The organism is Gordonia sp. CPCC 206044 (assembly GCF_048537895.1).
Lineage (GTDB): Bacteria > Actinomycetota > Actinomycetes > Mycobacteriales > Mycobacteriaceae > Gordonia.
The window spans coordinates 17431-43794 of sequence record NZ_JBCLVL010000014.1 but is presented as its reverse complement, the minus strand read 5'-3'; the positions used below and the strand labels follow the sequence as shown (position 1 = coordinate 43794).

Annotated in this window: 25 protein-coding genes; 7 read left to right on the top strand and 18 right to left on the bottom strand. The window is 66.1% G+C overall.

The annotated features are described in order from the left end of the window. Position 1: 1 nt before the first annotated feature. Both AAFP35_RS20270 and AAFP35_RS20265 read right to left on the bottom strand, forming a co-directional pair. Entirely contained in the window at positions 2-835 is an 834-nt protein-coding gene (locus tag AAFP35_RS20270; RefSeq protein ID WP_419223447.1) for an ABC transporter permease, read from the bottom strand. Next, complete coding sequence (locus tag AAFP35_RS20265) at positions 832-1791, bottom strand: ATP-binding cassette domain-containing protein (RefSeq protein WP_419223446.1); 960 nt, start codon at positions 1789-1791, stop codon at positions 832-834. The genes AAFP35_RS20270 and AAFP35_RS20265 overlap by 4 nt, the downstream gene beginning before the upstream one ends. 658 nt (positions 1792-2449) lie before the next feature. Between AAFP35_RS20265 and AAFP35_RS20260 the strand changes: the two genes are divergently transcribed. The 3 genes from AAFP35_RS20260 to AAFP35_RS20250 are packed head-to-tail and all read left to right on the top strand — an operon-like array spanning position 2450 to position 6897. Continuing rightward, on the top strand, positions 2450-3937 hold the full coding sequence (locus tag AAFP35_RS20260; protein ID WP_419223445.1) for a condensation domain-containing protein: 1488 nt from the start codon (positions 2450-2452) through the stop codon (positions 3935-3937). Between the two features lie 16 nt (positions 3938-3953). Beyond that, positions 3954-5471, top strand: coding sequence for a condensation domain-containing protein (locus tag AAFP35_RS20255; protein WP_419223444.1), 1518 nt, complete (start codon positions 3954-3956; stop codon positions 5469-5471). After that, positions 5452-6897 (top strand): condensation domain-containing protein, encoded by a 1446-nt coding sequence (locus tag AAFP35_RS20250; RefSeq protein WP_419223443.1) that lies wholly within the window; start codon positions 5452-5454, stop codon positions 6895-6897. The genes AAFP35_RS20255 and AAFP35_RS20250 overlap by 20 nt, the downstream gene beginning before the upstream one ends. Positions 6898-6939: 42 nt before the next feature. Here AAFP35_RS20250 and AAFP35_RS20245 read toward each other — a convergent pair whose 3' ends face one another. From AAFP35_RS20245 to AAFP35_RS20230, 4 genes are all read right to left on the bottom strand, one after another. Beyond that, a complete protein-coding gene (locus tag AAFP35_RS20245) occupies positions 6940-7572 on the bottom strand; it encodes a trimeric intracellular cation channel family protein (RefSeq protein WP_419223442.1) in 633 nt (210 codons plus the stop codon). 126 nt (positions 7573-7698) lie between these two features. Continuing rightward, entirely contained in the window at positions 7699-7872 is a 174-nt protein-coding gene (gene rpmF, locus AAFP35_RS20240; protein ID WP_419223441.1) for a 50S ribosomal protein L32, read from the bottom strand. Between the two features lie 205 nt (positions 7873-8077). Beyond that, positions 8078-8941: a DUF4190 domain-containing protein gene (locus tag AAFP35_RS20235; RefSeq protein WP_419223440.1), complete on the bottom strand. Its 864-nt coding sequence runs from the start codon at positions 8939-8941 to the stop codon at positions 8078-8080. 116 nt (positions 8942-9057) lie between these two features. Beyond that, complete coding sequence (locus AAFP35_RS20230; protein ID WP_419223439.1) at positions 9058-9519, bottom strand: DUF4190 domain-containing protein; 462 nt, start codon at positions 9517-9519, stop codon at positions 9058-9060. 70 nt (positions 9520-9589) lie between these two features. On the opposite strand from AAFP35_RS20230, the gene AAFP35_RS20225 reads away from it, so the two are divergent. Beyond that, positions 9590-10537 (top strand): AEC family transporter, encoded by a 948-nt coding sequence (locus AAFP35_RS20225; protein WP_419223438.1) that lies wholly within the window; start codon positions 9590-9592, stop codon positions 10535-10537. A 15-nt stretch (positions 10538-10552) separates the two neighbouring features. Here the strand turns inward: AAFP35_RS20225 and AAFP35_RS20220 are convergent, their stop codons facing one another. The 9 genes from AAFP35_RS20220 to AAFP35_RS20180 form a co-directional block, all read right to left on the bottom strand. Beyond that, on the bottom strand, positions 10553-11179 hold the full coding sequence (locus AAFP35_RS20220; protein WP_419223437.1) for a DUF1707 SHOCT-like domain-containing protein: 627 nt from the start codon (positions 11177-11179) through the stop codon (positions 10553-10555). 113 nt (positions 11180-11292) lie between these two features. Continuing rightward, on the bottom strand, positions 11293-13290 hold the full coding sequence (locus tag AAFP35_RS20215; RefSeq protein ID WP_419223436.1) for a vWA domain-containing protein: 1998 nt from the start codon (positions 13288-13290) through the stop codon (positions 11293-11295). Positions 13291-13293: 3 nt separating this feature from the next. Beyond that, positions 13294-14739 carry a sigma 54-interacting transcriptional regulator gene (locus tag AAFP35_RS20210; protein ID WP_419223435.1) on the bottom strand — a complete coding sequence of 482 codons (1446 nt, stop codon included), beginning with the start codon at positions 14737-14739 and terminating at the stop codon, positions 13294-13296. A gap of 55 nt (positions 14740-14794) precedes the next feature. Further along, the gene (locus tag AAFP35_RS20205; RefSeq protein WP_419223434.1) at positions 14795-15388 is read right to left on the bottom strand and encodes a TIGR03086 family protein; all 594 of its coding nucleotides are present in this window, start codon (positions 15386-15388) and stop codon (positions 14795-14797) included. Further along, positions 15385-15879, bottom strand: coding sequence for an SRPBCC family protein (locus AAFP35_RS20200; RefSeq protein WP_419223433.1), 495 nt, complete (start codon positions 15877-15879; stop codon positions 15385-15387). The genes AAFP35_RS20205 and AAFP35_RS20200 overlap by 4 nt, the downstream gene beginning before the upstream one ends. Then, the gene (locus AAFP35_RS20195; protein ID WP_419223432.1) at positions 15876-16253 is read right to left on the bottom strand and encodes an ArsR/SmtB family transcription factor; all 378 of its coding nucleotides are present in this window, start codon (positions 16251-16253) and stop codon (positions 15876-15878) included. The genes AAFP35_RS20200 and AAFP35_RS20195 overlap by 4 nt, the downstream gene beginning before the upstream one ends. Before the next feature lie 167 nt (positions 16254-16420). Then, the gene (locus AAFP35_RS20190) at positions 16421-17314 is read right to left on the bottom strand and encodes a TauD/TfdA dioxygenase family protein (RefSeq protein WP_419223431.1); all 894 of its coding nucleotides are present in this window, start codon (positions 17312-17314) and stop codon (positions 16421-16423) included. Positions 17315-17688: 374 nt separating this feature from the next. Continuing rightward, entirely contained in the window at positions 17689-18933 is a 1245-nt protein-coding gene (locus AAFP35_RS20185; protein ID WP_419223430.1) for an MFS transporter, read from the bottom strand. Beyond that, positions 18930-20309: an LLM class flavin-dependent oxidoreductase gene (locus AAFP35_RS20180; protein WP_419223429.1), complete on the bottom strand. Its 1380-nt coding sequence runs from the start codon at positions 20307-20309 to the stop codon at positions 18930-18932. Before AAFP35_RS20180 ends, AAFP35_RS20185 begins: the two co-directional genes overlap by 4 nt. 383 nt (positions 20310-20692) lie before the next feature. On the opposite strand from AAFP35_RS20180, the gene AAFP35_RS20175 reads away from it, so the two are divergent. Genes AAFP35_RS20175 through AAFP35_RS20165 form a run of 3 tightly spaced genes read left to right on the top strand, consistent with a single transcriptional unit; the run spans position 20693 to position 23417 of the window. Further along, positions 20693-21727: an ABC transporter substrate-binding protein gene (locus AAFP35_RS20175; RefSeq protein ID WP_419223428.1), complete on the top strand. Its 1035-nt coding sequence runs from the start codon at positions 20693-20695 to the stop codon at positions 21725-21727. 3 nt (positions 21728-21730) lie between these two features. After that, positions 21731-22582 carry an ABC transporter ATP-binding protein gene (locus AAFP35_RS20170; protein WP_419223427.1) on the top strand — a complete coding sequence of 284 codons (852 nt, stop codon included), beginning with the start codon at positions 21731-21733 and terminating at the stop codon, positions 22580-22582. Continuing rightward, positions 22575-23417, top strand: coding sequence for an ABC transporter permease (locus AAFP35_RS20165; RefSeq protein WP_419223426.1), 843 nt, complete (start codon positions 22575-22577; stop codon positions 23415-23417). The genes AAFP35_RS20170 and AAFP35_RS20165 overlap by 8 nt, the downstream gene beginning before the upstream one ends. A 12-nt stretch (positions 23418-23429) precedes the next feature. Here AAFP35_RS20165 and AAFP35_RS20160 read toward each other — a convergent pair whose 3' ends face one another. Genes AAFP35_RS20160 through purN form a run of 3 tightly spaced genes read right to left on the bottom strand, consistent with a single transcriptional unit; the run spans position 23430 to position 26344 of the window. Continuing rightward, on the bottom strand, positions 23430-24173 hold the full coding sequence (locus tag AAFP35_RS20160; protein ID WP_419223425.1) for a sulfite exporter TauE/SafE family protein: 744 nt from the start codon (positions 24171-24173) through the stop codon (positions 23430-23432). Between the two features lie 12 nt (positions 24174-24185). Beyond that, the gene (gene purH / locus AAFP35_RS20155) at positions 24186-25766 is read right to left on the bottom strand and encodes a bifunctional phosphoribosylaminoimidazolecarboxamide formyltransferase/IMP cyclohydrolase (protein WP_419223424.1); all 1581 of its coding nucleotides are present in this window, start codon (positions 25764-25766) and stop codon (positions 24186-24188) included. Further along, on the bottom strand, positions 25763-26344 hold the full coding sequence (purN, locus tag AAFP35_RS20150; protein WP_419223546.1) for a phosphoribosylglycinamide formyltransferase: 582 nt from the start codon (positions 26342-26344) through the stop codon (positions 25763-25765). Before purN ends, purH begins: the two co-directional genes overlap by 4 nt. Positions 26345-26364 lie beyond the last annotated feature (20 nt).

Sequence of the window (26364 nt, the reverse complement as noted above, 5' to 3'; positions counted from 1 at the left end):
GTCAGGTTCTCCGCACGTAGGTTCGCAGGGTCAGGGGCACGACGATCGCCAGCACTGCCACGGTGATGGCTATCGTCACGATGATCTGTTGTGCCGCAGGTTCTCCCAGGGACAACGCCCGCGCCGCGGACACCAGGTGTGACACCGGATTCGCCGCAGCACAGGTCTGCATCCACTGCGGCATGGTGTCGATGGGTACGAGCGCGTTGGACACCAGGGTCAACGGCATGAGCACCAGCATCGAGACGCCCTGGACCGTCGATGCGCTGTCGAGCAGAACGCCGGCCAACGCGAAGATCCAGCTGAGCGCGAAGGCGACGATGACGATGAGAATGCAGGCCGTCACGAGACCGGACACACTCCCGGGGCGGTATCCCATCACCACGCCTACCGCGACCGTCATGACGCTCGCGACGACATAGCGAACTGCGTTGGCCGCCAACGCTCCTGCCAGGGGCGCGATGCGTGAGATCGGCAACGACTTGAATCGGTCGAACACCCCGCGATCGAGGTCCTCGCGCAACTGGACGCCCGTGACGACCGACGCGGCGAGACACACCTGAACCAGCACCCCCGGGAGCAACATGGGGAGATAGCCGTGTACATCGCCGACGATGGCACCGCCGAAGACTGTCGAGAACATCACGGTGAACACCACGGGCAGAACCATCACATCGAACAGTTGCTGAGGATTGTGCCGGATCTTCAACAGCCCTCGACCGGTCATGACCATCGACTGAGAGATGGTGGTCCGCAACCGGACACGCCCGTTGACCGGAGGCGCGCTGCCGACGACGCGGGCGTCACCCCCGGACGACCGGGCCGCGGTGGTCACGCCGCAGCTCCCGTCGCGGACTCACCGGTGAGCGAGAAGAACACTTCATCGAGGCTGGGACGGTCCACGTTCACCGACGCCAACTCGACGCGCTGCGACCGCAGGGCGAGGAGGAGTTCGGGCAGTCGATCGAGATCGGCCACAGGCACCCGTACGCAGCCCCCGGGTTCGTCGATCAGAACCATCCGCGAGGCGAACGGTGCACACACGGCGGCCGCCGTCGACAGAACTCCGGGTTCACGTGGTTCCAGTCGGACGTGTGTGTCACCGCACCTGGCCTTCAGTTCCTCGGCCGTCCCGTCCGCGATGATTCGGCCGGCGTCCATGACGGCGATCTGATCGGCGATCTGATCGGCCTCCTCGAGGTACTGGGTGGTCAGTAGCACGGTGGTCCCGGCCGCCACCATGGCGCGTACGGTGTGCCACATCTGCACCCGGGTGCGTGGATCCAGCCCTGTCGTCGGCTCGTCGAGAAAGAGCAACCTCGGTCGTGTGATCATCGACGCCGCGAGATCGAGCCGTCTGCGCATCCCACCCGAGAACTGCCGTACCGGACGAGCGGCGACGTCTGCCAGGCCGAACTCGTCGAGTAGTTCGTCGGCCCGACTCCGTGCCGCGCGGCGCGAGGACCCCACCAGCCTCCCGAAAACGGTGAGATTCTCTGCAGCCGTCAGATCTTCGTCCACGGTTGCGTACTGGCCGGTGAGCCCGATGAGAGACCGCACTGCCAGACCGTGGCGGATGATGTCGTTCCCGAAGATCCGGGCCGTCCCGTCATCGGGTCGCAACAGTGTCGCGAGCATCCGTACCGTGGTCGTCTTGCCCGCTCCATTGGTACCCAGCAACGCGCACACGCTCCCTGCCGGGACGCGGAGATCAACGTGATCGACCACGCATGCGCGGCCGAAATGTCTGGTCAACCCCTCAGCGTCGATCGCCAACGCAGCATTCTTCATCAGCATTCTCCATGTTGGTTCTCACGCCCGTCGAAAGATGTTTTGTCTCAGCGCTTTTCGCCGCCATTGACAAGCGGGAACCCCTTGCGTTGCAGCGCATGACAGATCGATGACAGGTGCGAACCACTCCCCGGTCACGCCGGCCCCGACAGCCACGCAGCCAGGCTAAGGCGCACCGTCGACGCCTGCAATACGTCACTGCGCGGAGACAACCCGCCACGCACCGGATTCGATTGCCGCAACACGTCCCGTCGCACCGGGGCCTCGTGGCCCGGAAATCACTCCTGACATCGGAATCCTTTGCTCGCAGCCAGTTTCGGCGAAACACGGGCTTCATCGAATTGACACATCGGTAACATCGCCACGCCGCGGTCACCGAGACTCCGACCATTGCGTCGAATCATGTTGCTGTACAACGTGATCAACACATTCAAACTAGTACATCAGATTATTGGTGTGACGAAGCACACCTACGTGCACGGATGTGCATGCACGCGTCGCAACCCTATGATCGCCGTGGAACCCCGACGAATGTTCGCGCTCCGACTCCCCTCGCCATCGGCGTCGCGGTGCGCGTGCGCTCCCGGACGCCTACGTCCGGGACATGAGCACTCCAATCGCAACGTATCGATCGAATCGGGAAAACGGATACACATCAATGAAATTCACTGAGCTGTCGGCGTATGAGCTTCCCGCCGGCACGGTCACGGAGTGGACGCCGGCCACCATTCGGCCCCCCGAGGAGTGGGCGGTCGATGACCGACCACTGAGCTACGAGCACGAGGACCACATCGCCCGAACTGCCGGTCGACGAACCTCACACCCAGAGGAGAACTCATGGCTCGGAGCGGTATTCGAGGTCGACCGACCCCTCGACCACGCGGCGATGGAACGTACGATGCTCTCCTGGACGCGCCGACACGAGGCATTCCGCACCACCGTCACGCTGCACGAGGATGCGCGCGGCTCACAGGTCGTCCGCCGCACCCTCGACCCAGGTGCCGTACAGGTGCAGCGACGCGATCTGGGCAGCTTCGCCGACGGAGAGGTCGCCGACCACCTGATCGCGACATTCGACCGCAGGCTGTCGCCGCTCACCTGGCCGCACTGCTCTGTGGCAACGATCTCCGACATACCGAGCCCACGGTCCGCAAACGCCTTCCTCATCCTGTTCGCCGCCGACCACTCGGTGATGGATGCATACTCGATGTTCCTGTGCATCAATGAGTTACGGACACTCTACGATGCCGAACTGGATGGCCACGAACCCGAGCTGCCGACGACCGGAAGCCACGTGGACCACAGCGGCGACAATCGCAGCGTCGGCGAAGAGCTCACGATCGACCATGCCGCTGTGCAACGTTGGCGCCGCTTTCTCGACGCCTGCCACGGCAGCCTACCCGGACTCGAGATGACTGTGGCGGACCGGGACACCTCGACGGTCGGTGCGCGGACCGCCGCTGTCCGACAAAGAGGTTGGGCCGGACAGGTCGCCACCGCCGGACAGATGGCCGCGCTCAACTCCGTGTGCCGCGAACTCGGCCATTCGACCCAGACCGCGGTCGTCACCGCATTGGCACTCGCTCATCGGGAACTCACGGGCCTCCCCCGCATGCGGGCGGTGATGCCCATGCACACCAGGGACGAACCGCGGTATGTGGAGTCGGTGGGATGGTATGTCGGTCTCGGGCCGCTGGACGTGGACCTCGCCGGCGCCCGCTCGATCGAAGACGCGCTCGGTGCCGCGGCCGCCGGGACGGACGAGGCGAAACGCCTGTCTCGCCTGCCCTATCCCCGGATCGCGCAACTCCTGGAAACCGATGCCGAACCCGAGTTCGTGATCTCCTATCTCGATCTCCGATTCGTACCGGCCGCAAGCCGATGGCCCGCCTGGAAAGCACAGACCCTGCGCGGCAGCACCCGCTCGGACACCGAGGTCTACATCTGGGCAGCTCGCACCCCGACCGGCATGACCGTCTCGACACGTTTCCCCGGCAACGACACCGCGGCTGCGAACGTCCGGCTGCTGATCGACACCACCGCCGCGGTGATCGCGGACATCGCCGAGTCGGGCCCGCACCACACATTCGAGCGGTCGCTGGGCCCGCATGCACGACCCGAGCACGACGAGCGCCAACCCGCATGACTACGAGAGGCACGACGTGAAGATCACTGCACTGCACCAGTGGGCACCACCGCCTGGAGTCGCGCTGCGCTGGCAACCCACCGCCTCGTGCAGGGCTGCCGCTGCCGCAGCCCCGGTGACCACCGGACCATTGACGTTCCTCGCCGAGAACCACATCCGTGGTTCGCACCGGGAGCATTCGGCCGGTGCGCCGCACCGGGCGTATCTGGGCTCGGCGACCGAACTCGACGGTGAACTCGATGTCGCGGCGATGACTCAGGCCCTCGAAGCCTTCGTGCGCCGACATGAGATTCTGCGCAGCTGGTTCGACTTCGACGGCGACACCATCCGGTGCCACGTGGTCGCACCCGAGGACGTGGCCTTCGAGGTCGTGGGCGCCGGACAGATCAGTTGCGCAGAGGAACTGAACACCCACCTTCGGCAACGTTTCGAATCGGAGACCTGCAGCGACTCCTTTCCGGGCCTGGCATTCGGTGTGCTCGCGCGTCCCGAAGGGTTCTCTATGTTCCTCGGCTGTGACCACGCATTGAGTGACGGTGCGTCACAAGCCCTCGCACTGCCCGAACTCGCTGCCCTGTACGACGCCGCCCGAACGCACGCGGGCTCGGCCGAACGCGACGCGCGCGCCGGGGACGGTGCACCGGGGTTCTTCGACTACGCCGCGCGCGAGAAGGAGATCGCCGAACGCCTCGATGGTGACGCCCCAGAGGTTTCACAGTGGCGAGAGACGTTTGCCCGCAACGACCTGCGCATGCCCCGGTTTCCCCTCGACCTCGGCCTCGCACCGGGCGAGACCGCCCCGGTACGACCGTTCGAGTTGGAGCTCCTCGAGGGAGATCAGGTCACCGCTTTCGACACCGCCTGCAAATCCGCCGGGGGCAACCTGCTCTCCGGGGTCTTCGCCGCCCTGGCACTCACCGGTTTCGAACTGGGATGTGGACCAGAGTATTACGGCATGACCGTACTCAACACGCGTGGCGCGGATGAGCGCTTCAGCAGGGCCCAGGGTTGGTTCTGCGCCTTCGCACCGATCGAGGTGAGCGTCCGCGGGGCAGCGAGTTTCACCGACGTCGTCCCCGGCGCGCGGGTCGCCCAGCAGCGGGCCAAGAGTTTGGGCACCGTCCCCGTCCAACACGCGCTGGGCGCTATGGTCGCTGCGGGCGCCACCGCCGATTCTGTGGTGACCGCACCGAACTTGGTGTCTTACATAGATTTCCGCTGGTTCCCCGGAAACGGATCCGCCGCATACGACCGTGGCGTGATCTTCACCGGAGAAGGCCGCACAGCCAATGCGTCGGTGTGGATCAATCGCGACCACGACAGGCTCTACCTGGGTAGCCAGACACCCGATACACCGTTCGCGCAACGTCAGATCCAGCGGTACTTCGAGCACTTGCGCACACTCATCACAGATGTTGCGAGCAACGGCGATCGACCCGCCGTGTCGCCGGAGAACGCCGCAGACGAATCACACGGCATCGTCCATATCGTCACCGATCACCGGGAGCCTCCCCTTGCACGTCACCACCATTGACCGCTATCTCCCCGAGCCAGGTGAGTTCCTGTCCTGGTCTGTCGACGCCACGAACAGCGTCGCCCAGGATTCGGCGGTCCCCCCGTCGTTCAACCAGACCGTCCATCTGTCCGGAGCGGGAGAACACCGGACCTGGCTGGCCACCGCATTCGACGTGCCTGGCTCGATCGACCGGTGCGCCCTGGCCCGGGCCTACCACGCACTCGTCACCAGGCACGGCACGCTGCACAGCGCCTTCGCCACGCGAGACGACGCGATGGTGCGCACCGAGCACGATCCGGCACGTCTCATGTTGATTCCGAACCCTGCGGTGCGCGAATCGGATTCAGCTGCGCTGCAGAGGTCCATCTGGTCGGCGATGGACGCGGCATGTGACCCGTTCGATTTTCCCGCCTACCTTCTGGGCGCCATCGATCGCAGCGGCCGTTCGACCATTCTGTGTGGATTCGACCACTCCCACGTGGACGCCTACTCGATGTCGATCATCGTCGACGACCTCCATCGCCTCTACCACGGCTACCGCCTGGAGCCTGCAAGTTTCTCCGCCGATCAACTCTCGATGAGCGGCAGCTTCGTCGATTACTGCGCGACAGAGGCAACGACGACCGACGTGGCGTCCACCGATCCTCGACTTCGGGCATGGATGGAGTTCTTCGGCGAGCACCATGGTCGACCACCGACATTTCCGCTCGATCTCGGTCTGGCTCCCGGGGATCGTGCTGCCCAGGGTGTCGATGTTCGACATCTGCTGGGCACGAACGAGACCCAACGTCTTGCCGCGCTGTGCCGACGCAACGGATCGAGCCTCTACGGCGGAGTATTGTCGGCCATGGCTCACGCGGTGCGCGATCTCGGCGGAGGTCCCGATCTCGCCATGCTGTTCCCGATGCACACGAGACGCAGCGAGCCCTGGTACACCGCGGTCGGATGGTTCACCACCAACGCACCTCTCACCGTCGTCGCGCACAGCTGCCTGCAGGAGACAATCAGACGGACCGGTCCCGAACTCCGGCGCGCGATGCGCTTGGGCGGGGTTCCGATCTCCCAGGTCATCAACAGCCTCGGTGGACTCGATCGCGTTCGCGACGACATCTTCATGGTGTCCTACGTCGACTACCGCACTCTTCCGGGGGCCCGGCTGCATGCCGAAGTCGACGCTCAGCACATCTCCACCGTGACGACCGCCGACGACGCCCAGTTCTGGATCTCGCGCACCAGCCGGGGATTGGCTCTTCGGTGTCGATACCCGGATACCGATATCGGATGCGCCACGATCCGGTCCTTCGTCGATCGCGTCGGCGCCATCGTCGAGCAGGCGGCGCGAAGTGACAAGCAGCCGGACACAGCGCACCTGTCCGATGCGTCGCCGCTGTGGGGCCGACCGAACCCGGTCCGTACCCACGCCGACAACGGGCTGTCCGCGTAGCTTCGTCACCGACGGACGGCGATTCGCTCGCGCGTGCGGACGTCAGTCTTCGGCGTGACGCCAGGTGTCACCGGGCGCAGTGGGCAGACGCCAACCGAAGACAAGGCTGGCCAGCCGCAGTCCGGTGGCGAGCACTGCTCCGACGACGAGCCACACCCAGATCGGCACGGATGACTCGGTGCCGCCCACGCCGACGACGGTGGCACCGATCAGCGCCGGAACCGCGTACAGGTCCGACGGGCGCAGCAGGAGCGGGATCTCGTTGGCGAGGGCATCGCGCAATATGCCACCACCGATGGCGGTGAGCAGGCCGACGATCGCCGCTGCGAAAGCACTGACGTGCTGGTCGACGGCGATCGCCGCACCGCTGGTCGCGAACAATCCCATGCCGATCGCGTCGAGTATGAGGACGCTTCGGCGCAGCTGGGTGAAGGTCGGGTGGAAGAAGAACACCACCAGGCTCGCAACGGTCGCCACCAGGATCGGCGGCCAGTTCTGCACCGACGACGGTGGGGTGATGCCCAACAGCACGTCGCGCAGGATGCCGCCACCGACGCCGGTCAACGCACCGACGGTGACGATGCCCCACAGGTCGAAGCCCTTGCGCACACCGAGCATGGCGCCCGAGGCGGCGAACACGGCGATGCCGACATCGTTGAGGATCTCTTGCAGCACCCGCTCATCGTGTCAGACGGGGACGACCGTATACGTACGACGACGACCGCCCCGGGGTGTCACCCGAGGCGGTCGCCGATGGAACCGTGCGACTCCGACCGGAGGGTCAGAGTTCGAGGAAGGTGCTCAGCGGCGATCGAGATCGATGATGCCGGCCTTGGCGGCCTTCACGAGACGGCGCGGAATACGCTGCGCGACGCCGTTCACCTTCACCTCTTGCAGTGCGGGGTTTTCCGCCTTCCACTGCGAACGACGGCTGCGGGAATTCGCCCGCGACATCCGGCGCTTGGGTACAGCCATGGTTGAGCCCTTCTCCTACGTGTAAGTCTGTGCAGTCCGCCGACACATGGTGCCGGTTGGTCCCGCCGATCGGTGCGCCCGTCCCGTCACAGCATCGTTTCCGAGCAGAATCGAACCGGTCGGGCGCGGCACACAACCAGATCAGACTACCGGGCCGGGGCCCGAAGGTCCAAAACGGGACGCTCGACGTCGGGCGTGACGTCGGCTACGCCGACGACGCTGCGCCGACGATGACGAGGATCAGCAGGATGACCAGGAAGATGACCACCAGCGCGATCGAGATCCAGCCGAGGATCACGCCGGCCTTCGCCATGCCCTCACCTTCCTGCGTCCCGACCGATGCCTCGATCTCGTCACGCGCGGAATTGCCGAGGATCACCGCGACGACGCCGAGCACGCCGGGACAGACGGCGAACGAACCGATGCCACAGATAAGCGATGCGATCGCCTTACCGTTCGTCTGCCGGGCGTATGGGTAGGCGACGGCACCGTAGTGCGGTGCGTACTGGGGAGCTCCCGTGTACGGGGACTGACCATAGTGGGGGCCCTGCCCGTAGGGCGCGCCGTACGGAGCCGCCTGACCGTACTGGGCGGTCTGGCCGTACTGGGCGGTCTGGCCGTACTGGGCGCTCTGGCCGTACTGGGCGCTCTGGCCATACTGGGCCTGACCGTACTGCTGGGTCTGACCGTGATCGGGGGTCTGGTGGGCCGCCGGATCGTACGGGGGAACCTGACCGGACGGGGGCATCCCGGGATGGGATTGCGGTGTCGGTCCTGGTGGGGGCGTCGCCCCCGGCTGCGGCGCCTGGTTGTCGGAGTACGCCGACGTGGCGTCGGCTTGCCCGGTCGGTGTGTGCCCCGAGCCCTCGTACGGCGACGCCTGTGGGTAAGCCCCGTGCGCCTGGCCCGGTGAGGGGTACCCGGCCTCGGTATCGGGCGGTACCTCGCTGAACCCGTCGTCGGTCGGGGTGGCGGCCCCGGGAGTGGTCACCGCGTCGGCGACATTCTCCGGGGGGTCGGGAGGTGTTCGGTCCCCGGGACCAGATGTGCCGTCGGTGGGGTTCGTCATCGCTGCGTCCTCTCCCGGGCTGATCCGCCCGGCGTCACAAGCTGGTGGCGCGCTGGCGTGGCGTGCTCGCGGGTGGCGGAGGCCACCGGCCTCCAGGGTAGTGAACGGTTCGGACGTCAGACGCCGACGACCACGATTCCGATGAGGACGAGGAAGGCCACCATCGCCGCCGTGCCGATCGCACCCGTGACGATCCCGGCGATCGCCACCCCCTCACCCCGACGGCCTGACGACGCCCGGATGTCGCGGACCGAGACGATCCCGAGGATCACCGCCACGACCGGGAGCGGCAGAGCCAGTCCCGCGCACAGGAAGATCAAGGGCAGCGACACCAATCCGAGGACCAGTGACGTGACCGCTCGACCGTCCGTACGCGGTTCGGACACCCTGGGTTCCGGCCCGGACGGCGGCGGTGCAGACGGATACGGGGCCGACGGATACGGGGCCGACGGATAAGGAGCCGGGTAGAAGCGACCCTGGTCGAACATGTCGGGCTGGTCGTACGGGGTCACCGGCGGCAACGCCGTCCAATCGTCGTCGGCAGGGTCCGGATTCGAGTGCCGGGGTGGATAGGTCATCACGTCACCTCTCCCGGCGCGGGCCGACACCAGCGAATGTGTCGTCCAGGCTAGTCACTACACTCGTCCGGTGTCAGGCGTCGTCTCGGGATTCACCGTCATCTTCATCATGGTGGGCATCGGTTACGTCCTCGGCCGCACCCGAGTGCTCGGCGACGGCGCCCACGAGGTCCTGTCCAGACTGGTGTTCTTCGTCTGTACGCCTGCGCTGCTCTTCCATTCGTTGGTGACCTCGGACCTGTCGGTCATCTTCTCCCGCACCCTTGTCATCGCAGGCGGCAGTGCACTGGCAATCGGCGCAATCTACGTGGTGATCGCGCGCCTGTGGTTGCGTCGCGCAGTCCCGGAACTCGCGATCGGCGCGCTGTCGTCGTCCTACGTGAACTCGGTCAACCTCGGGCTCCCGATTGCCATCTTCGTGCTCGACGATGCGTCGTTCATCGCCCCCCTGCTCCTGTTCCAGATCCTCATCTACTCACCGATGGCACTGGTCACGCTCGACGCCACGGTGACCGATCCGGCACTGGGCCGGGCGACACGTCGATCCACGATCCGGGCCGCCGTCGTCGGGCCGGCCACCAATCCGATCGTGCTGGGCGGGGTGGCGGGGCTGATCGTGTCGGTGATCGGGTGGGTTCCGCCCGCGGCGGTGATGGAACCGCTGAAGATGTTGGGCGAGGCATCGGTCCCGGCGGCGCTGCTGGCATTCGGGCTGTCGCTGACCGGGGTCGCGGTCTTCAAGAAGGGCGAGAGCCCACGCCGCGACATCGCGCTGGCGTCGGCGCTCAAGATCATCGCGATGCCCGTCCTCGTCTACGTGATCGCCCGCTGGGGATTCGGCGAATCCGGCCACGAACTGTTCGCGCAGGTCGTCATCGCAGCACTACCCACCGCGCAGAACGTCCTGGTGTATGCCACCCGCTACCGTCGCGCCCAGATACTCGCGCGCGACACCGCGCTGATCACCACCGTCGCGTCGATACCGGCGATCGCCGTGATCGCGCTGCTGCTGGCCTGACGCCCGTCTCGGCCGCTACTCGCGGTCCTTGCGCTTGACGTCGACACCACCCATGAGCGCAAAGCCGACGACCCGGACGGTTGGTGCGCCCGGCACACCCTTGCCCGCTGCCCGGCCACCGAAGCCGCCCATGATGGCCCAACCACCGATCTCGACGGTGACGTCGGGAGGCACGGTGATGTCGACACCACCCATGATCGTTGCGCACCGGATGGTCAGTACGGGTGCGGTGAACTCGACCTCCCGCAGGTCGATCTCCACACCGCCCATCACCGCGGTGGCGGTCAGCGTGTCGGCGACCGTGGCGTTGCCGCGCAACTCGGCTCCGGACATGATCGCGACGCGGTGCGCGACGGGGCGACGCCCGGAACCGGGGCTCACCCGACTGGCCGACGGTTCGCCGACGAACGGCATCGGCACCCCGAGTTGTCCGACCGGCAGGTCATCGGTCAATGCATCGAGCTCGCCGAAAGTCTTGGCCGCCACGGCCTTACCCGCCCGTTCCTGATATTCGTCCGGAGACAGGCTGCCCCTGGCCATCGCCGCCGACAAGATCTGGTGGACGAGTTCACGATCGGCGTCGGCGGCACGCAGGCGTGCTCGACGGTCATCGGGCGCAGGCAGATCCTCGGGGGATGTCACAGTGTTCGAGCCTAACGGTGACAGGTCGTTCCGACCACCCTGAGATTTCCCCGGAATCCCCTGCGTCATCGGGAGAAAACCCTGAGATACCGCCCCGAGATACAGCGCGCGATTCAGCCTCGACGCCCACGCCGCGAACGAAGATAGTCGCCGACGACGGCAGCCCCCAGACCGTCGATGTCCGGCGCGACGACCCGGCCGCCGATACGGCGCGCGATCTGATCCATGAAGTGCGCAAGCCCCGGGTCCTCCCCCAGTTTGAAGAAGGTGACCTGTGCGCCCAGACGTGCCACGTGGTCGAGTTCGCGGACGGTGAGCGCGATCGTCTGCGGATGCGGCGGGTAGAAGAAGAACGGCTCACCGCTCGGATCCAGATGGGAAGTCGGCTCGCCATCGGTGACCACCAGCACCACCGGTTGCGCATTCGGGAACCGTCGCAGGTGCCGTTGGGCGAGAAGCAACGCGTGATGCAGATTGGTTCCCTGCTCCATCCGGGGCTGCAGGCCCGTCAGTTCGGCGATGTCGATCGACCTCGCGTACCGACCAAACGCGATCAGGTGGAGCTCGTCACTGCGGAAACGGGTGGAGATCAGGTGATTGAGCGCGATGGCGGTGCGCTTCATGGGCGTCCACCGGCCCTCCATCTCCATGGAGAAGGACGTGTCGACGAGGAGCACCACGGCGGCCTGCGTCCGAGCTTCGGTCTCGGCGACCTCCACGTCCCGCACGTCGATACGCACCCCGGACCGGGCGATCTCGCCCATTGCCCTCGACGGTTCGTCCGTCTCGGAGATGGTGCGCAGCACGGCATTCGACACCGTACGCGTCACATCCCAGGGGTCCGTGTCGCCGAACTCCCATTCTCGCGACGCACCGCTGGGCTCGCCGAGGACGCCCGGCCGCCTGGTCTGCCGATCCCCTCGTCCCGAGAGCTGCTCGGCGATGTCGGAGAAGATCGACTGGCCCAACTGGCGCATGGCCTTGGGACTCAGTCGGAGCTGACCGTCGGAGGCACGATCGAAGAAACCCTCTTCGGACAACGCCCGCTCCAACTCGGCCAGGCGCCGCGCATCGACGGCCGCCTCGTCACCGAGTTGACGCGCGAGTGCGTCGAGATCGATGTCATCCATCTGCGCGCCCGCATACTGTTGGGACAGTTGCTCACTCAACGCCTCCAACTCGGAGATGTCGCGCAGCGCGGCCGCGCCCTCGCCCAGCCCCATCGGCTGATCACCGGAGAACGACTGCGCATTGTCCCAGTCCAGACCAGGCCTCGCCGCCCGCAGAGACGAATCCATCTGGGCCAGTTGACTCATCAGGTCCGGGGACCCGAACGCCTGTTGGGCGAGCTGATCGAGTTCGGCGCGCTGCTCCGGGGTCAACGAGTTGTAGAACTGCTGTGCCGCCGCGGCCCGCTGCGCCAGGGAGTCGATGAGTTCGTCGGTGTTCCTCGGGTTCTCGGGAAAGAACTCACCGTGCTTGTCCATGAACTCGTCGAACTGCCTGCTGGTGTCCTCGCCCCGGTTGTGCGCATCGAGCAGCTCGTTGAGATCGGACAACATGTCCGAAATACGTTGCCGATCCTGCTCGTTCGCCCCCTGCAGGGCTTCCTTCATGCCGGCGAACCGCTGATCGAGCAACTCACGACCGAGCAGATCCTTGATCTTCTCGTAGTCCTCGCGTGCCTGTGGGCTACGCCAGTCGTATTCGGCGAGCTCTTCGACCGCCTGCGCGGTGGACGCGGGCAGACTACCGATCTGCATCTCGGCGAATCGTGCGTCGTCGTCGAGGTCCCGGGCCAGTTGTTTACGTTCTTCGAGGACCGCCCGGTCCAACAGTTCTCGGATCTCGGCGAACGTGCCGTCGAGGTTGCGGCGGTTGAGCATCTCCTGCCGGCGGCGGTTGACCTGTTCACGCAGCCGGTCCAGACCACGCATGTCCTGCGTACCCCGCCGGAGGAACTCACGCAGAGCCCGTTGCGGCGACGTACCTGCCATCACGTCGTCGCCGATGTCGCGTAACGCCTCGCGCAGGTCCACCGGCGGAGCGAGCGGGTCGGGCCCGCCTGCGTAACGCTGGTACCGGGAACGATGAAAGTTCTTGCGGGTCATGTGTCACCCATAAATCGTCTGCCCGGCCTCGTCGGCTTCTTTGCCGATCCGGCGGGCGAGGAACAGTCCTTCGAGAGCGAGTTCGAGAGCACTCGCCCGCTCGCCGTCGATCTCTGCGTCGAGACGTTCGGCGATCTGGTCGACGACCTCGGCGGTCTGCTCCGGGTTCGGGATCGAGCCGAGCAGTTCTGCGGCGGTCACTCGATCACCGGTCACCACGGGCTCGCCGCTCTCCAGAGCATCCACCAGAGCGGCCATGTCGATTCCACCCAGATGCGCACGGACGGTGTCGGCCACCGACTTGCGCAGCAGATGTTCGAGGATCTCCAGTTCGCGGCCTTCTTCGCCCGATTCGAACTCGATCTTTCCGCGCAACACCTCGATCACCGACTCGAGGTCGACGACGCGCGCCACCGGCACCTCCTCACCGGTCACCGTGGCACGATGCAGGGCCGCCGCCGCGACTGTCTCGGCTCCGGCGATGGAGAAGCGCGCCGAGACGCCCGACCGTTGATCGATCGACGGGTGATCGCGTGCGTAGCGGGTGAACCGCGCGAGGATCTCGGTGATGAAGGTCGGCACAGAGGCGGTGAGGTCGGCCTCCTGCTCGATGACCGCGACCTCGTCGTCGAGTTCCAGCGGGTAGTGAGTACGGATCTCGGCGCCGAAACGGTCCTTGAGCGGTGTGATGATCCGGCCGCGGTTGGTGTAGTCCTCGGGGTTGGCGCTGGCCATGACGAGGACGTCGAGCGGTAGACGCAGCGTGTAGCCGCGCACCTGGATGTCGCGCTCCTCCATGACATTGAGCATCGACACCTGGATACGTTCGGCGAGGTCGGGCAGCTCGTTGATCGCGACGATCCCACGATGAGCGCGCGGGATGAGGCCGAAGTGAATGGTCTCCGGATCCCCGAGACTGCGACCTTCGGCCACCTTCATCGGGTCGATGTCGCCGACGAGGTCGGCCACGGACGTGTCCGGGGTGGCCAGCTTCTCGCTGTAACGCTGACTGCGGTGACGCCATTCGATCGGCAGATCGTCGAGCAGATTGGCGGCCTTGCGAATCGATGCAGGCGTGATCGGCTCGTAGGGGTGTTCGCCGAGGTCGGACCCGGTGATCACCGGCGTCCATTCGTCGAGCAGTCCGACGAGGGTGCGCAGGATGCGCGTCTTGCCCTGACCGCGTTCGCCGAGCATGACAACGTCGTGGCCTGCGATGAGTGCCCGCTCGAGCTGCGGGATGACGGTGGCCTCGAACCCGACGATTCCCGGCCACGGATCGCGGCCCTCACGCAACGCCGTCAGCAGGTTGTGGCGGATCTCGTCGCGCACGCTGCGCTGGATGTGGCCGCTCGCGCGCAGTTCACCCAAGGTACGGGCGGACGGATGGCGGGTCTCGGTGGATTGCGAGGTGGATGTGGTGAAGTTCTCCTCTGGCACCCTGTCCACGGTACTCCCGCCGATGCGACCTGGCTCACGCGAACACGGTCGCGCACCGAGCCGCTCAGCCGTGCGTGGCGTCGGCCGCCACTGAAGGATCGCGTCCGATGAACCCCATCAGACGTGTCACCGGATCGGCGTCAGGGTCCACTGGGACGGCCGGACCGTACTGCCCTGACGAGCGCAGCAGATCCTCGATACCGCGCATGCCGTCGAGCAATTGAGTCGCGTACGCCGGATCGAGGTGTGCGACACGGCCCCCGGCAGCTGCCAGATCCCAGGTGTGCATGAACACATCCGCGGTGTAGAAGCGGTCGACGGCGTCGGCGAGCCGGTGCTCCCCCGCCATCGGGTGACGGAAGGTGGCACCGGCATCGGGTCCGTCGAGTAGTTCTTGCACACCGGCCGTCTGGACGTGCCATGCCCGGACCGGGTCGTCGCCGACCGACGGCCCGGGCGCGAGATCCACCCCACCGGCGGCGAGAAAGCCCGGGAACCATTCGACGAGATGCCCAACGACATCGCGCGCAGTCCACCCCTGCACCGGCGACTCCGCTTCCCAATCCGTCACCGCGGCAACCTCTTCGGCGAACGTCCCGGCGACGACACGATGGCGTGCGGCCGGCGTGAGCGCTCCGATCGAACCGACGTCACTCACAACTGCCCCGCCGCCAACAGTTCGTCGAGTTTCGCGTACCCCTCGTTGACTCCGGTCTCCATTCCCGACGCCAGCCAACCGTCACGCGCATCGAAGCTGTCCACCAGGGATTGGGCATGCAGTCGAGTGGTGCCGTCGCCGAGATCCTCGAACCAGACCGTCTCCAGCGAGACGGCGTCGGGCATGCCTTCGAAGGTGAAGGTCTGCACGATCTTGTCGTCGGAGACCGTGTGGAAGCACCCGCGGAAGCCGAACTGCTCCCCATCGCGTTCGGAGACATAACGCCAACTGCCACCGTCACGGGCATCCCAGTCGATGATGCGGCTGGTGATGGAATCGGGCCCGATCCATCGGACGAACAGCTCGGGATCGATGTGCGCCTTCATCAATTGCGCCGGCGTGCCGCGGAAGTCGCGGGTGATCCGGAAAAGGGGCACTTCCTTGTCGACCTCGATCGCGGCCTCGGGATAGCGGGTCTGCGGTGCACTCATGACGCCTTTCCTTTCGCTCGTCGTTTCTCGTCCTCGGGGCGCTGCGCCTCGGGGCCGTCGTTCATTTCCACCAACAGCGTGTCGAGACGCTGATAGCGCTCCTCCGCCTCTCGGCGATAACGCTCGATCCACTTGGTCATGAGGTCGAACACCTCCGCTTCCAGGTGGACCGGGCGGGTCTGGGCCTCCCGGCCTCGGGTCACCAGACCGGCATCCTCGAGCACCTTCAGGTGCTTGGACACGGCCTGAATGCTGACGTCATAGGGTTCGGCGAGCTGACTGACCGTCGCATCGGACGCCGCCAGGCGTGCCACCATGTCGCGCCGGGTCGGGTCCGCCAGTGCGGCGAACACCTTCGACAACTCGTCGTCCATCCGTCCTCCTCAACCGTTCGGTTGAATACAACGGTGCACCCGCGGCGAACCTTTGTCAACCCCTTGGTTGAATACGATCTCGGGCCGTCGACACAGAACTGCCACCGACACGGGAACGTCCGTGTCGGTGGCAGTTCTAGATCGAGGCGAGGGGCGCTCCGCTCCGCTCAGCCGGGACCGATCGGCTTGTCGCCGCGCAGCGTGATCCGGTGCATCACGCGCCGGTTGTCGCCATAATCACGGTTGGCGTAGTGCAGGGTGTTGCGATTGTCCCAGAGAACCAGATCCCCGAGGCGCCAGCGATGCCGGACGATGTGCTCGGGCTTCGTGATGTGTGCGTACAGCAGGTCGAGGATTCCATGGCTCTCGGCGTCGGACACCCCGTCGATGTGCGATGTGAATCCCGGATTGACGAACAGGGACTTACGCCCGGTCTCGGGGTGGATGCGCACAACCGGGTGGGTGATGGGCGGAAGCTCGGTGACTTCCTTTCCGTCCCAGAGATTTCCGCGGCCACCTCGGCGCTGCTTGAGGTAGTAGCCGAACTCTCGGCTACCGTCGTGCACCGCACTGAGCTGATCGACCAACCGACGGGTCGGCTCGGACAGCGACTCGTAGGCGAGCTCGGCATCGGCCCAGTTGGTGTCACCACCGTTGCGCGGCAACACGACCGGACGCAGAATCGATCCCATCGGGGGGCGCTCCATGAAGGTGACGTCGGTGTGCCAGACGTCGGCGAACCCGTTGTCGGCGCTGTCGAGCGAGTACACCTCACCGGGCACGTCACCGCTGTTCCAGACCGGGTGGCCGAAGGTCAGTTCGCCCATCCGGCGACCGAAGTCGATGTGCGCCGCGTCGTCGAGACGTTGGTCGCGCACGACGATGACCTTGTAGTCGATGAGCGCCTTACGCAACGCGACGACCTGATCGTCGGTGGCCGTGGCGATGTCGATGCCGCGGATCTCGGCGCCGAATCTCGGGCCGAACTCGTCGATGTCGAACTCGACGCCTGCGGAGAGGGTTTCGGGGCGGTCAACGGTGGGGATGATGGACGAAGTCATGGAAAGTCCTTCTCGGATCGTTACGGCAGGGTGCAGGCGTGGCACCTTCCGGAGGTGATCCGTGGTGTGACCCGTCCGACCAGTTCATCCGGTGGTCGGTCCCGGTACCGGCGTGCTGCCCTCGTGGGAGCGGCGTCACCGGCCCGACCGAACGCGCATGCCACCGACACGTCATCGCAGCCCGAACAGTCGACGTTCGGCCATGATGGGTCGGCGAATAGGTCGCGTGCGCAGTCACCCCATCTGTCTAGTGACATGTCCGACGATCGCCCAGGGTTTGCCGCATGCTGACGAAAACCCTGGGTGACGTGCCCTGCGAGCCGTCGGCCCGATGATCACGGTGCGTCACGGTCCGACCGGGCCACGATCGCACCTCAGCTACCGGAGTGAGCTCGGTCGCCCGAGGTGTAGCGCGGTACGTACCGTCCGAGGAGGACCGCTCCCGTCGCCGACAACACTCCGGCACCCGCGATCGACACCACGAGCGGAGCGATCGCGGCGAGTCCCGCGATCGACAACGGGCCGGCCAGGAAACCCGCGTCGTGGGTCAATCGCCATGACGCCAGGAACTCGGCCCGTCCGGTGGGCGGCGCGACGTCGGCGCCCACCGTCATGATCACCCCGTTGCCGAATCCGTTTCCGACGCCCATCACCATCGCCACGGCCGCGAACCATCCGAGCGAACCGGTCAATGGCACCAACAGATACGCCAGCGCCAGGATCAGGATGGACGGCACTGCGATGGACGTCCGCCCGAATCGGTCCATCAGATGGCCTGCCGGGTAGGCGCAGGCCACGTCGATTGCCGCGGCGATACCGAAGATCATGCTCGCCGTCGACGGTGAGAGGCCCAGATGGTCCGACCACAGGGGCAGGACCGCGTCGCGCGCCGAGCGTGCGACTCCGAGCAGCAGCGAGCCCATGCCCAGAGTGCACAGGAGCCGTCGATGGGTGCGCACGACGGCTCGGAGTCCGACGGTCGATGTCCCGGCCCGCGATCCGGCGGGGTCGCGCAGGCGAGCCATGAGCGCCCCCGCGCAGATCACGGCGACCAATTGCACGAGAAAGCCGCCGCGGACACCGACGATCCAGATCACCCCGGCACCCAAGATCGGTCCGACGAAGAACCCGAGGCGCATTGCTCCACCGAACAGGGACATCGCCCGCGCCCGCCAGGCGAACGGCACCACCGTCGACAGATAGTTCATGCGGGCCAGTCCCCACACGGCATTGGCGAGCCCCACTGCCAAGATGCCGCCGAGCAGCACCACGACCGACGGCGCGACCAGGCACAGCACGACCCCGATTGCGGCGAGCGTGCTCGCACCGATGACCGACAGTCGTTCCCCGAACCGTCCCACGATCTGGCCGGAGAATGCGTCACCGACCACCTGACCGAGCCCGACCACCGCGACGGTCAGCCCGGCCAGCGCCGGCGAAGCTCCGAGATCGAGCGCGGTCAGCACCATCACGGGTGCCGCAGCCCCCTGTCCGATGCCGTATGCCGCCGCGGGTAGGTACACAGTCGACACCAACGACCGCAGGCCTCGCTCATCAAGTGTCGCGGACTCGGAGCGCTGTTCATCGGCGGGTCGGGCGTCGTCGCCGACCGCGGTCATGAAGGTGTCGGGGCGGAGAACCTCGCGTCGATGTCGACCGCGACGCCGGATGCCTCACCACAGGACGCGATGCCCGCGGTGACGGCACGACGGCCGTAATGGCCGGACAAGGTCGAACTCGTGTAGTCCTCACGAAAACGCCCACGCGCCTGCAGGATCGGGACGACGTGGTCTACGAAGTCGTCGAGCCCTCCGGGGAGGTAGGGCGGCATGATGTTGAATCCGTCTGCGGCGCCGGCGTCGACCCACGCGATCAGATCATCGGCAATCTGTTCGGGCGTGCCTGCGAGGCTCCGGTGCCCGCGGCCACCACCGAGTTCGCCGAGCAATTCACGAACCGTGAGGTTCCCCTCGCGAGCCAGGTTGCGCACCAACGTCGATCGACTCTTCTGCCCTTCGATGACAGACTCGTCCGGGAGATCGGGTAGCGGTCCATCCAGGTCGAGATCGGTGAGGTCGACACCGAACACCGCGGACAATTGACGCAGAGCGTAATCCGGCGAGATCAGGTCAGTGAACTCGCGTTCGAGTTGTCGGGCCCGTGTCTCGGTCTCGCCGATGAAGGGCACGATGCCCGGCAAGATCTTCACATCGTCTGGTCGACGGCCGTGCCGCACCGCCCGCGACTTCAGATCCCGATAGAAGCCAACCCCATCCGGGATGGTGCGTTGTGCGGTGAACACCACTTCGGCCACCCGCGCGGCCAACTCCTTGCCGCTCTCCGACGAGCCGGCCTGCACCAGCACCGGCCGCTCCTGCGGTGACCGTGGGGAGTTCAGCGGCCCGCGGACCTCGAAGTGCCTGCCCCGGTGATCGATGCGGCGGACTTTCTCTGGATCTGCGTACACCCCGGCGGCGGCGTCGAGCCGCAGCGCGTCGGCGTCCCAACTCTCCCACAGTGCGGCAACGACATCCACGAATTCCTCGGCCCGCTCGTACCGGTCGGCATGAACGGGTCTGCCCGGCAGACCGAAATTGGCGGCTTCGTCGGCGCCCGCGGACGTGACGATGTTCCAGCCCACCCGACCGCGGCTGATGTGGTCGAGTGAAGCGAAGGAGCGAGCGAGCCCATAGGGCGTCTGATAGCTCGTCGACGCGGTCGCGATGAGACCGACTCGGTCGGTTCCCGCGGCGATGGCGGCCAGCAGGGTCAACGGTTCGAACACGGCCTGGGAATTGCGACGGATGTTCGGGCCGATCGCGAGGGTATCGGCAAAGAACACCGAATCGAGTTTGCCCCGTTCGGCAATCCGACCGAGTTCGACAAAATGCTCGACGTCGAGGAGACGACGCTCGTCGGTGCGCGGGTGACGCCAGGCCGCCTCGTGATGTCCCACCCCCATGACGAATGCGTTGAGATGTAGACTGCGTGACATCGTCGATGCACGTCCTTTCACTGTTCGCTGCGCACAGGCACGTCGCTCTGATCGCACAGTCGCCGTCACCCAGGCGCCATCGCACGGACACCCGAGTTCTCCGCCGCAATGCTGTCCGGCGATGTCGCCCGGGTGAACCCTTCTGCGCATGCTGAACTTTTCGACCGTCGGCTCCCACATCGAGACCATCACACCGATGGTCAGAATCATGGCGACTCTAATTCTGGCTCCCCGTCTACCGCGCTGGGAAGGTTGCGGACGCCACAGCCGCACTCTCGATGAATGCTGCGTACGGCCGGTGCGCCGACGCAGCCGCTCCGACCGCCGGACATCGCCATCGACGACACCTCTGACGACAGAGCACTTTTGGAAGGACCCGTTCAGTGAGACGAACGAGAACCAGGATCGCCGCCACCATCGCCGCGGCCGCGGCCCTCGCCGTGAGCACCCTGACTGCGTGCGGAAGTGGCGACGCCACAACCGAAAACGGCGTCACCACGCTGCGGTACCAAGGGTGGTCGCAGCAGGTCACCCCGCCGGAGCTCGCCGAATCGCTGGGCTTCTTCGACGGCAAGGTGAAACTGAAGTGGGTCGGTAACACCATCTCCGGACCGCAGGAGATCCAGGGAACAGCCACGGGGCAAACCGATTTCGGTGGCGCCTTCGCGGGCGCGGTGGCCAAGCTGGCATCGGCAGGAGCGCCGATCACCGCGGTGGTCAACTACTACGGCGCAGACGAGAAGACCTTCACGGGTTACTACGTCCTCGACAACAGCCCGATTCGCAAACCACAGGATCTGCTGGGCAAGAAGGTCGGGGTCAACACGCTCGGCGGCCAGAACGAGGCCGACATCTACACGGTGCTCAAGAAACAAGGACTGAGCTCCGACCAGATCAAGTCGGTCCAACTGGTGCCGTTGCCTCCGCCCTCGATCGAGGATGCGCTGCGCAAGGGTCAGATCGACGCGGCAGCGTTGACCGGCCAGTTCCAGCAGCGCGCGGTGTCCACGGGCGGCGTCCGGCCGGTGTTCACCGAGCCCGAGGCGTTCGGTCCGATCAACGGCGGTCCCTACGTGTTCCGCAACGACTTCATCGGCAAGAACCCCGATGCCGTCTCGACATTCACCACCGGCGTCGCCAAGGCAATCGAATGGGAACGCACCACTCCGCGCGACCAGGTGATCGCGAAGTTCGCCGAGATCATCAACGCCCGCAAACGTCCCAACGAGACCACCGAGACTCTGAAGTACTGGTTGTCGGTCGGTGTGCCGAGCGTCAACGGGGAGATCTCGGACGTCGACTTCACCCGCTGGGAAGGTTGGCTCCGCGACACCGGAGGCCTCAAGGGCGATCTCGACCCGTCGTCGTTCTACACCAACAAGTTCAACAAGCAACTCGACCAGCCGACAAAGGGGTAGCCGATGACCGACAGTTCGGCCACACCGGCCAAGATCTCGATCGACAACGTCACCAAGGTCTTCGGAGACGAACGTTCCGAACGGCACACCGTCGCACTCGAAGACGTCTCCCTGCACGTGGCCGACGGCGAGTTCGTCACGCTGGTCGGCCCCAGCGGCTGCGGCAAGTCGACGCTGCTCGAATTGATCGGGGGCCTGAGCACACCGACGTCGGGCACGCTGACCCTCGACGGCGAACCGATCACCGGCCCCGGCCTGGACCGCGGCATCGTGTTCCAGCAGTATGCGTTGTTGCCGTGGCGAACTGCGCAGGCGAACGTAGAACTGGGCCTGGAGATCGCCGGTGGCCTCGGCCGCCGGGAGCGCGCTGCCCGGGCCCGCGAGGTACTCGACCTCGTCGGCCTCGACTCCTTCCGAGATCGCTATCCGCACGAACTCTCCGGCGGCATGCGCCAACGTGTGGCCATCGCCCGCAGTCTGGCGTACGAGCCCAAGGTCTTGCTCATGGACGAGCCGTATGCCGCACTGGACGCCCAGACCCGCGAGTTGTTGCAGGTCGAACTCTTGTCGATCTGGGAACGCACCGGAGCCACGGTCGTCTTCATCACCCATGGCATCGAGGAAGCCGTCTACCTCGGCCAGCGGGTCGCCGTGATGACCGCCCGCCCTGGACGGATCAAGACGGTGATCCCCATCGAACTCGACGACCGCCACGGCGACGGCGACATTCGGTCGACACCGCAGTTCACCCACTATCGGCATCAGCTCTGGGAGTTGTTGCACCACGAGATCACCCGTGCCGCACGGCTGGAGGCCGAGCCCACCCGACCTGAGGAGGCTGTTCACGTTGGTTAGCACGTCAGTCGTCACCGGCTCGCCCAACGCGCTGCGGGCGACATCGAATTCTGCTGCCGCGGTGGCCCGTACGGTCGTGTCCCGATCGGTCACCATCGCCGTACGATCATCGGCGATCCTCGCGTTCATCCTCGTCTGGCAGCTCGCGCCCACGCTCGGCTGGGTCGACAAGACCTTCCTGTCCCCCTTCACCGACGTCATGCAGGCGTGGTGGGACCTCGCGGCGAGCGGCGAGCTGTGGACCAACACCAGCGCCAGTCTGATCAGATCCCTGAGCGGGTTCGCGATCGCGGTGGCGGTCGCCATCCCGGCAGGTCTGCTGATCGCCTGGTACAAATCGGTCAGCGAAGTCCTCACACCACTGCTGACGATCTTCCTCAACACCGCGGCCGTGGCGCTGCTACCCGTGTTCGTGTTGATCCTGGGTATCGGAGAGACCTCGAAGATCGCGATCATCACCTACGCCTGCTTCTGGCCGGTGCTCTACAACACGATCAGCGGCGCACGCAACGTCGATCCCCTGCTCATCAGATCGGTGGAATCTCTGGGTGTGAAAGGACCTCGATTGTTCCAGAAGGTGATCGTCCCCGCGGCGCTGCCCTCCATCTTCACCGGTATCCGCTTGGCCGGCGCGGCCTCGATCCTCGTGCTCATCACCACCGAACTCGTCGGCGCCAAGGCCGGCCTGGGCTATCTGATCAGCAACTCGCAGTTCAACTTCCAGATCCCACAGATGTACGCGGGAATCGTCACCGTCGCAGTGATCGGTGTCGGATTCAACGCCCTGCTGGTCTGGACGGAGAAAAAGGTCACGCGAGGGCGCCCGGAACGCTGAACGCCGCCGGGATCACCGCAGTGCGAGCCACGCGGCCAGGCCGAGCCCACCGATCGCCACCGCGATCCGGAGGGGCTCGGCCGGTAAGCGCCTCACCACGGGCGGCCCACACCAGCCACCGAGCAGGCACCCGATCGCCAACGCGGCGGCCGCCACCCAATGGACCTGTCCGGAGAACATGAAGATCACGGCGGCAACGGCATTCGCGACGCCCAGGAACACCGACTTCGACAAGGTCGCGCGCCAGAGGGGTTCGCTGCTGAGGACCAGCGTCAGGGCGAGCACCATGATGCCCGCACCCGCCCCGAAGTATCCGCCGTAGACGGAGATGACGGCGAGTCCGATGAGCCACGACCATGGTCGGTCCTGATGGCTTGTCGCCCATCGCCGCAGCACCGGTTGCACCAGCAGTGCGATCGCGGCGATCGCCACCAGAACGGGCACGATGGCCTCGAAAGCCCCTGGCGGGGTGAGCAAGAGCGTCACCGCGCCGATCGTGCCGCCCAGGAGCGACGCGACCACCCCGCCGAAGAGGCGCCGACGATCACCGTCGAGCAGCACCCGCCCGGACTGCGCGGTGCTGCCGACGCCGACGGCGACCATCGACACGGTGTTGGTCACGTTGGCGACGATCGGGCTGAGCCCAACCGCCAGCAGAGCCGGATAGCTGACCACCGACGCCAGGCCGGTGATGTAGCCGATGAGACCGGCACCGAACCCGGCGAGTACCAGGAATCCGAACTCGGCCAGACTCACGGCATACCGGGATCAGTGCGCGAAATGTCGAGCACCCGTGAGGTACAGCGTGATACCGGCCTCCGACGCCACCTCGATCACCTCGTTGTCCCGAATGGAACCGCCCGGCTGAACCACCGCACGGACGCCACCGGCGATCAGTACCTGCAACCCGTCGGGAAACGGGAAGAAGGCGTCCGAGGCGGCCACGCTGTCGGCGGCGCGCTCGCCCGCCCGCGTCACCGCGAGATGCGCCGAGTCGACACGATTGACCTGGCCCATGCCGACCCCGACCGAGGCGCCGTCTGCCGCCAGGAGGATTGCGTTGGACTTGACCGAACGGCATGCCCGCCAGGCGAATTCGAGGTCGGCAAGAGTGTCCGGATCGGCGGGTGCGCCGGCGGCGAGGGTCCAGTTGGCCGGGTTGTCACCGTCGGCGTCGAGGACGTCGCGCTGCTGCATGAGCAACCCGCCCGACACCGGTTTGGTCTCGATGCCTGCATGGTGCGGTGGGACCGCCCGCAGGATGCGGATGTTCTTCTTGCGCGTCAGCACCGACAAGGCACCGTCGGCGAAACCGGGGGCGATGATGACCTCGGTGAAGATCTCGGCCACCTGTTCGGCCATCTCCACGGTGATCTCGCGATTGGCCGCGATGACGCCGCCGTACGCACTGACCGGGTCGCACGCATGGGCCTTGCGGTGGGCTTCACCGATGTCGGCACCGACAGCGATCCCACAGGGGTTGGCGTGCTTGATGATCGCGACGGCCGGACCGTCGAAGTCGTGTGCGCTGCGCCAGGCCGCGTCCGAATCGGTGTAGTTGTTGTAGCTCATCTCCTTGCCGTGGAGCTGTTCGGCCGACGCCAGGCCGGTCCGATCGCCGTTCGACAAGTAGAGTGCTGCGGCCTGGTGCGGGTTCTCGCCATATCGCAGTACCGACGACCGCGTCCAGGTCGCACCCGCCCACTCGGGGAAGCGCGATCCGTCCGATGCCGGGGCCACGGTGCTCGACATCCAGGACGCCACCGCGACGTCGTAATCGGCGGTGTGGCGGAACGCCTTGGCCGCGAACTCCTGTCGCTGCGCGAGGGTGAACCCGCCGGATGTCACGGCGGCGCCGATCGCCTCGTAGTCGTGCGGATCAACGACCACGGCAACGGTGGGGTGATTCTTGGCCGCACCGCGCACCATGGACGGACCGCCGATGTCGATCTGCTCGATGCACTCGTCCGGCGAGGCACCCGACGCGACGGTCTCGGTGAACGGGTAGAGGTTCACCACGACGAGATCGAATGGTGCGACGCCGAGTTCGGCCAGCTGCTCGACATGGCCGGCCTTGCGACTGTCCGCGAGGATGCCGGCGTGCACCTTGGGGTGCAGCGTCTTGACGCGACCGTCGAGACATTCGGGGAACCCGGTCAGAGTCGACACCTCGACGACGGGCACACCCGCGGCGGCGATGGTCTTGGCGGTGGAACCGGTCGACACGATCTCCACCCCCGCGGCCTGCAACGCGGTGGCGAGGTCGGTGAGTCCGGTCTTGTCGTAGGCACTGATCAGTGCGCGACGGATCGGCCTGCGGTCGGCTGCTGAGGGAGTCTGTGCGTTCACGGGATGTCGGCCTTTCGTCCGTCGATCACTACACCTTTGGTGACGAGTGCGGTCACCACGTCGGCGAGCAGTACACGCTCGACCGCTTTGATTCGTTCGTGGAGGGTGTCCTCGGTGTCGTCGGGAGTCACCGCCACGGGCTCCTGCGCGAGGATCGGTCCGGTGTCCACCCCGTCGTCGACCAGATGCACGGTCGTGCCGGTGACCTTGACACCGTGCGCCAGTGCGTCGGCCACTCCGTGCGGGCCCGGGAAGGACGGCAGCAATGCGGGATGTGAGTTGACGATCCGCCCGCCGAAGCGTGAGAGAAACGCCGGTCCAAGGATTTTCATGAAGCCCGCGGTGACCACCCATTCGGGATCGAATCCGGCGACCCGTTCGGCGAGAGCGGTGTCCCAGGCGGCACGGTCGGCGAACTCCGAGACCCGACAGTCCAGCAACGGGATCGCCCGGTCGCGAGCGATGTCTGCCGCCCGACAGTCCCGGTCGACGACGATGGCGGTGACCTCGAACGGCGAGTGCTGCTGGTCCGATCGTGCGAGCAGTGATTCGAGCAGCGAACCCGTGCCGGAAGCCATCACGACGATGGGTACGCGAA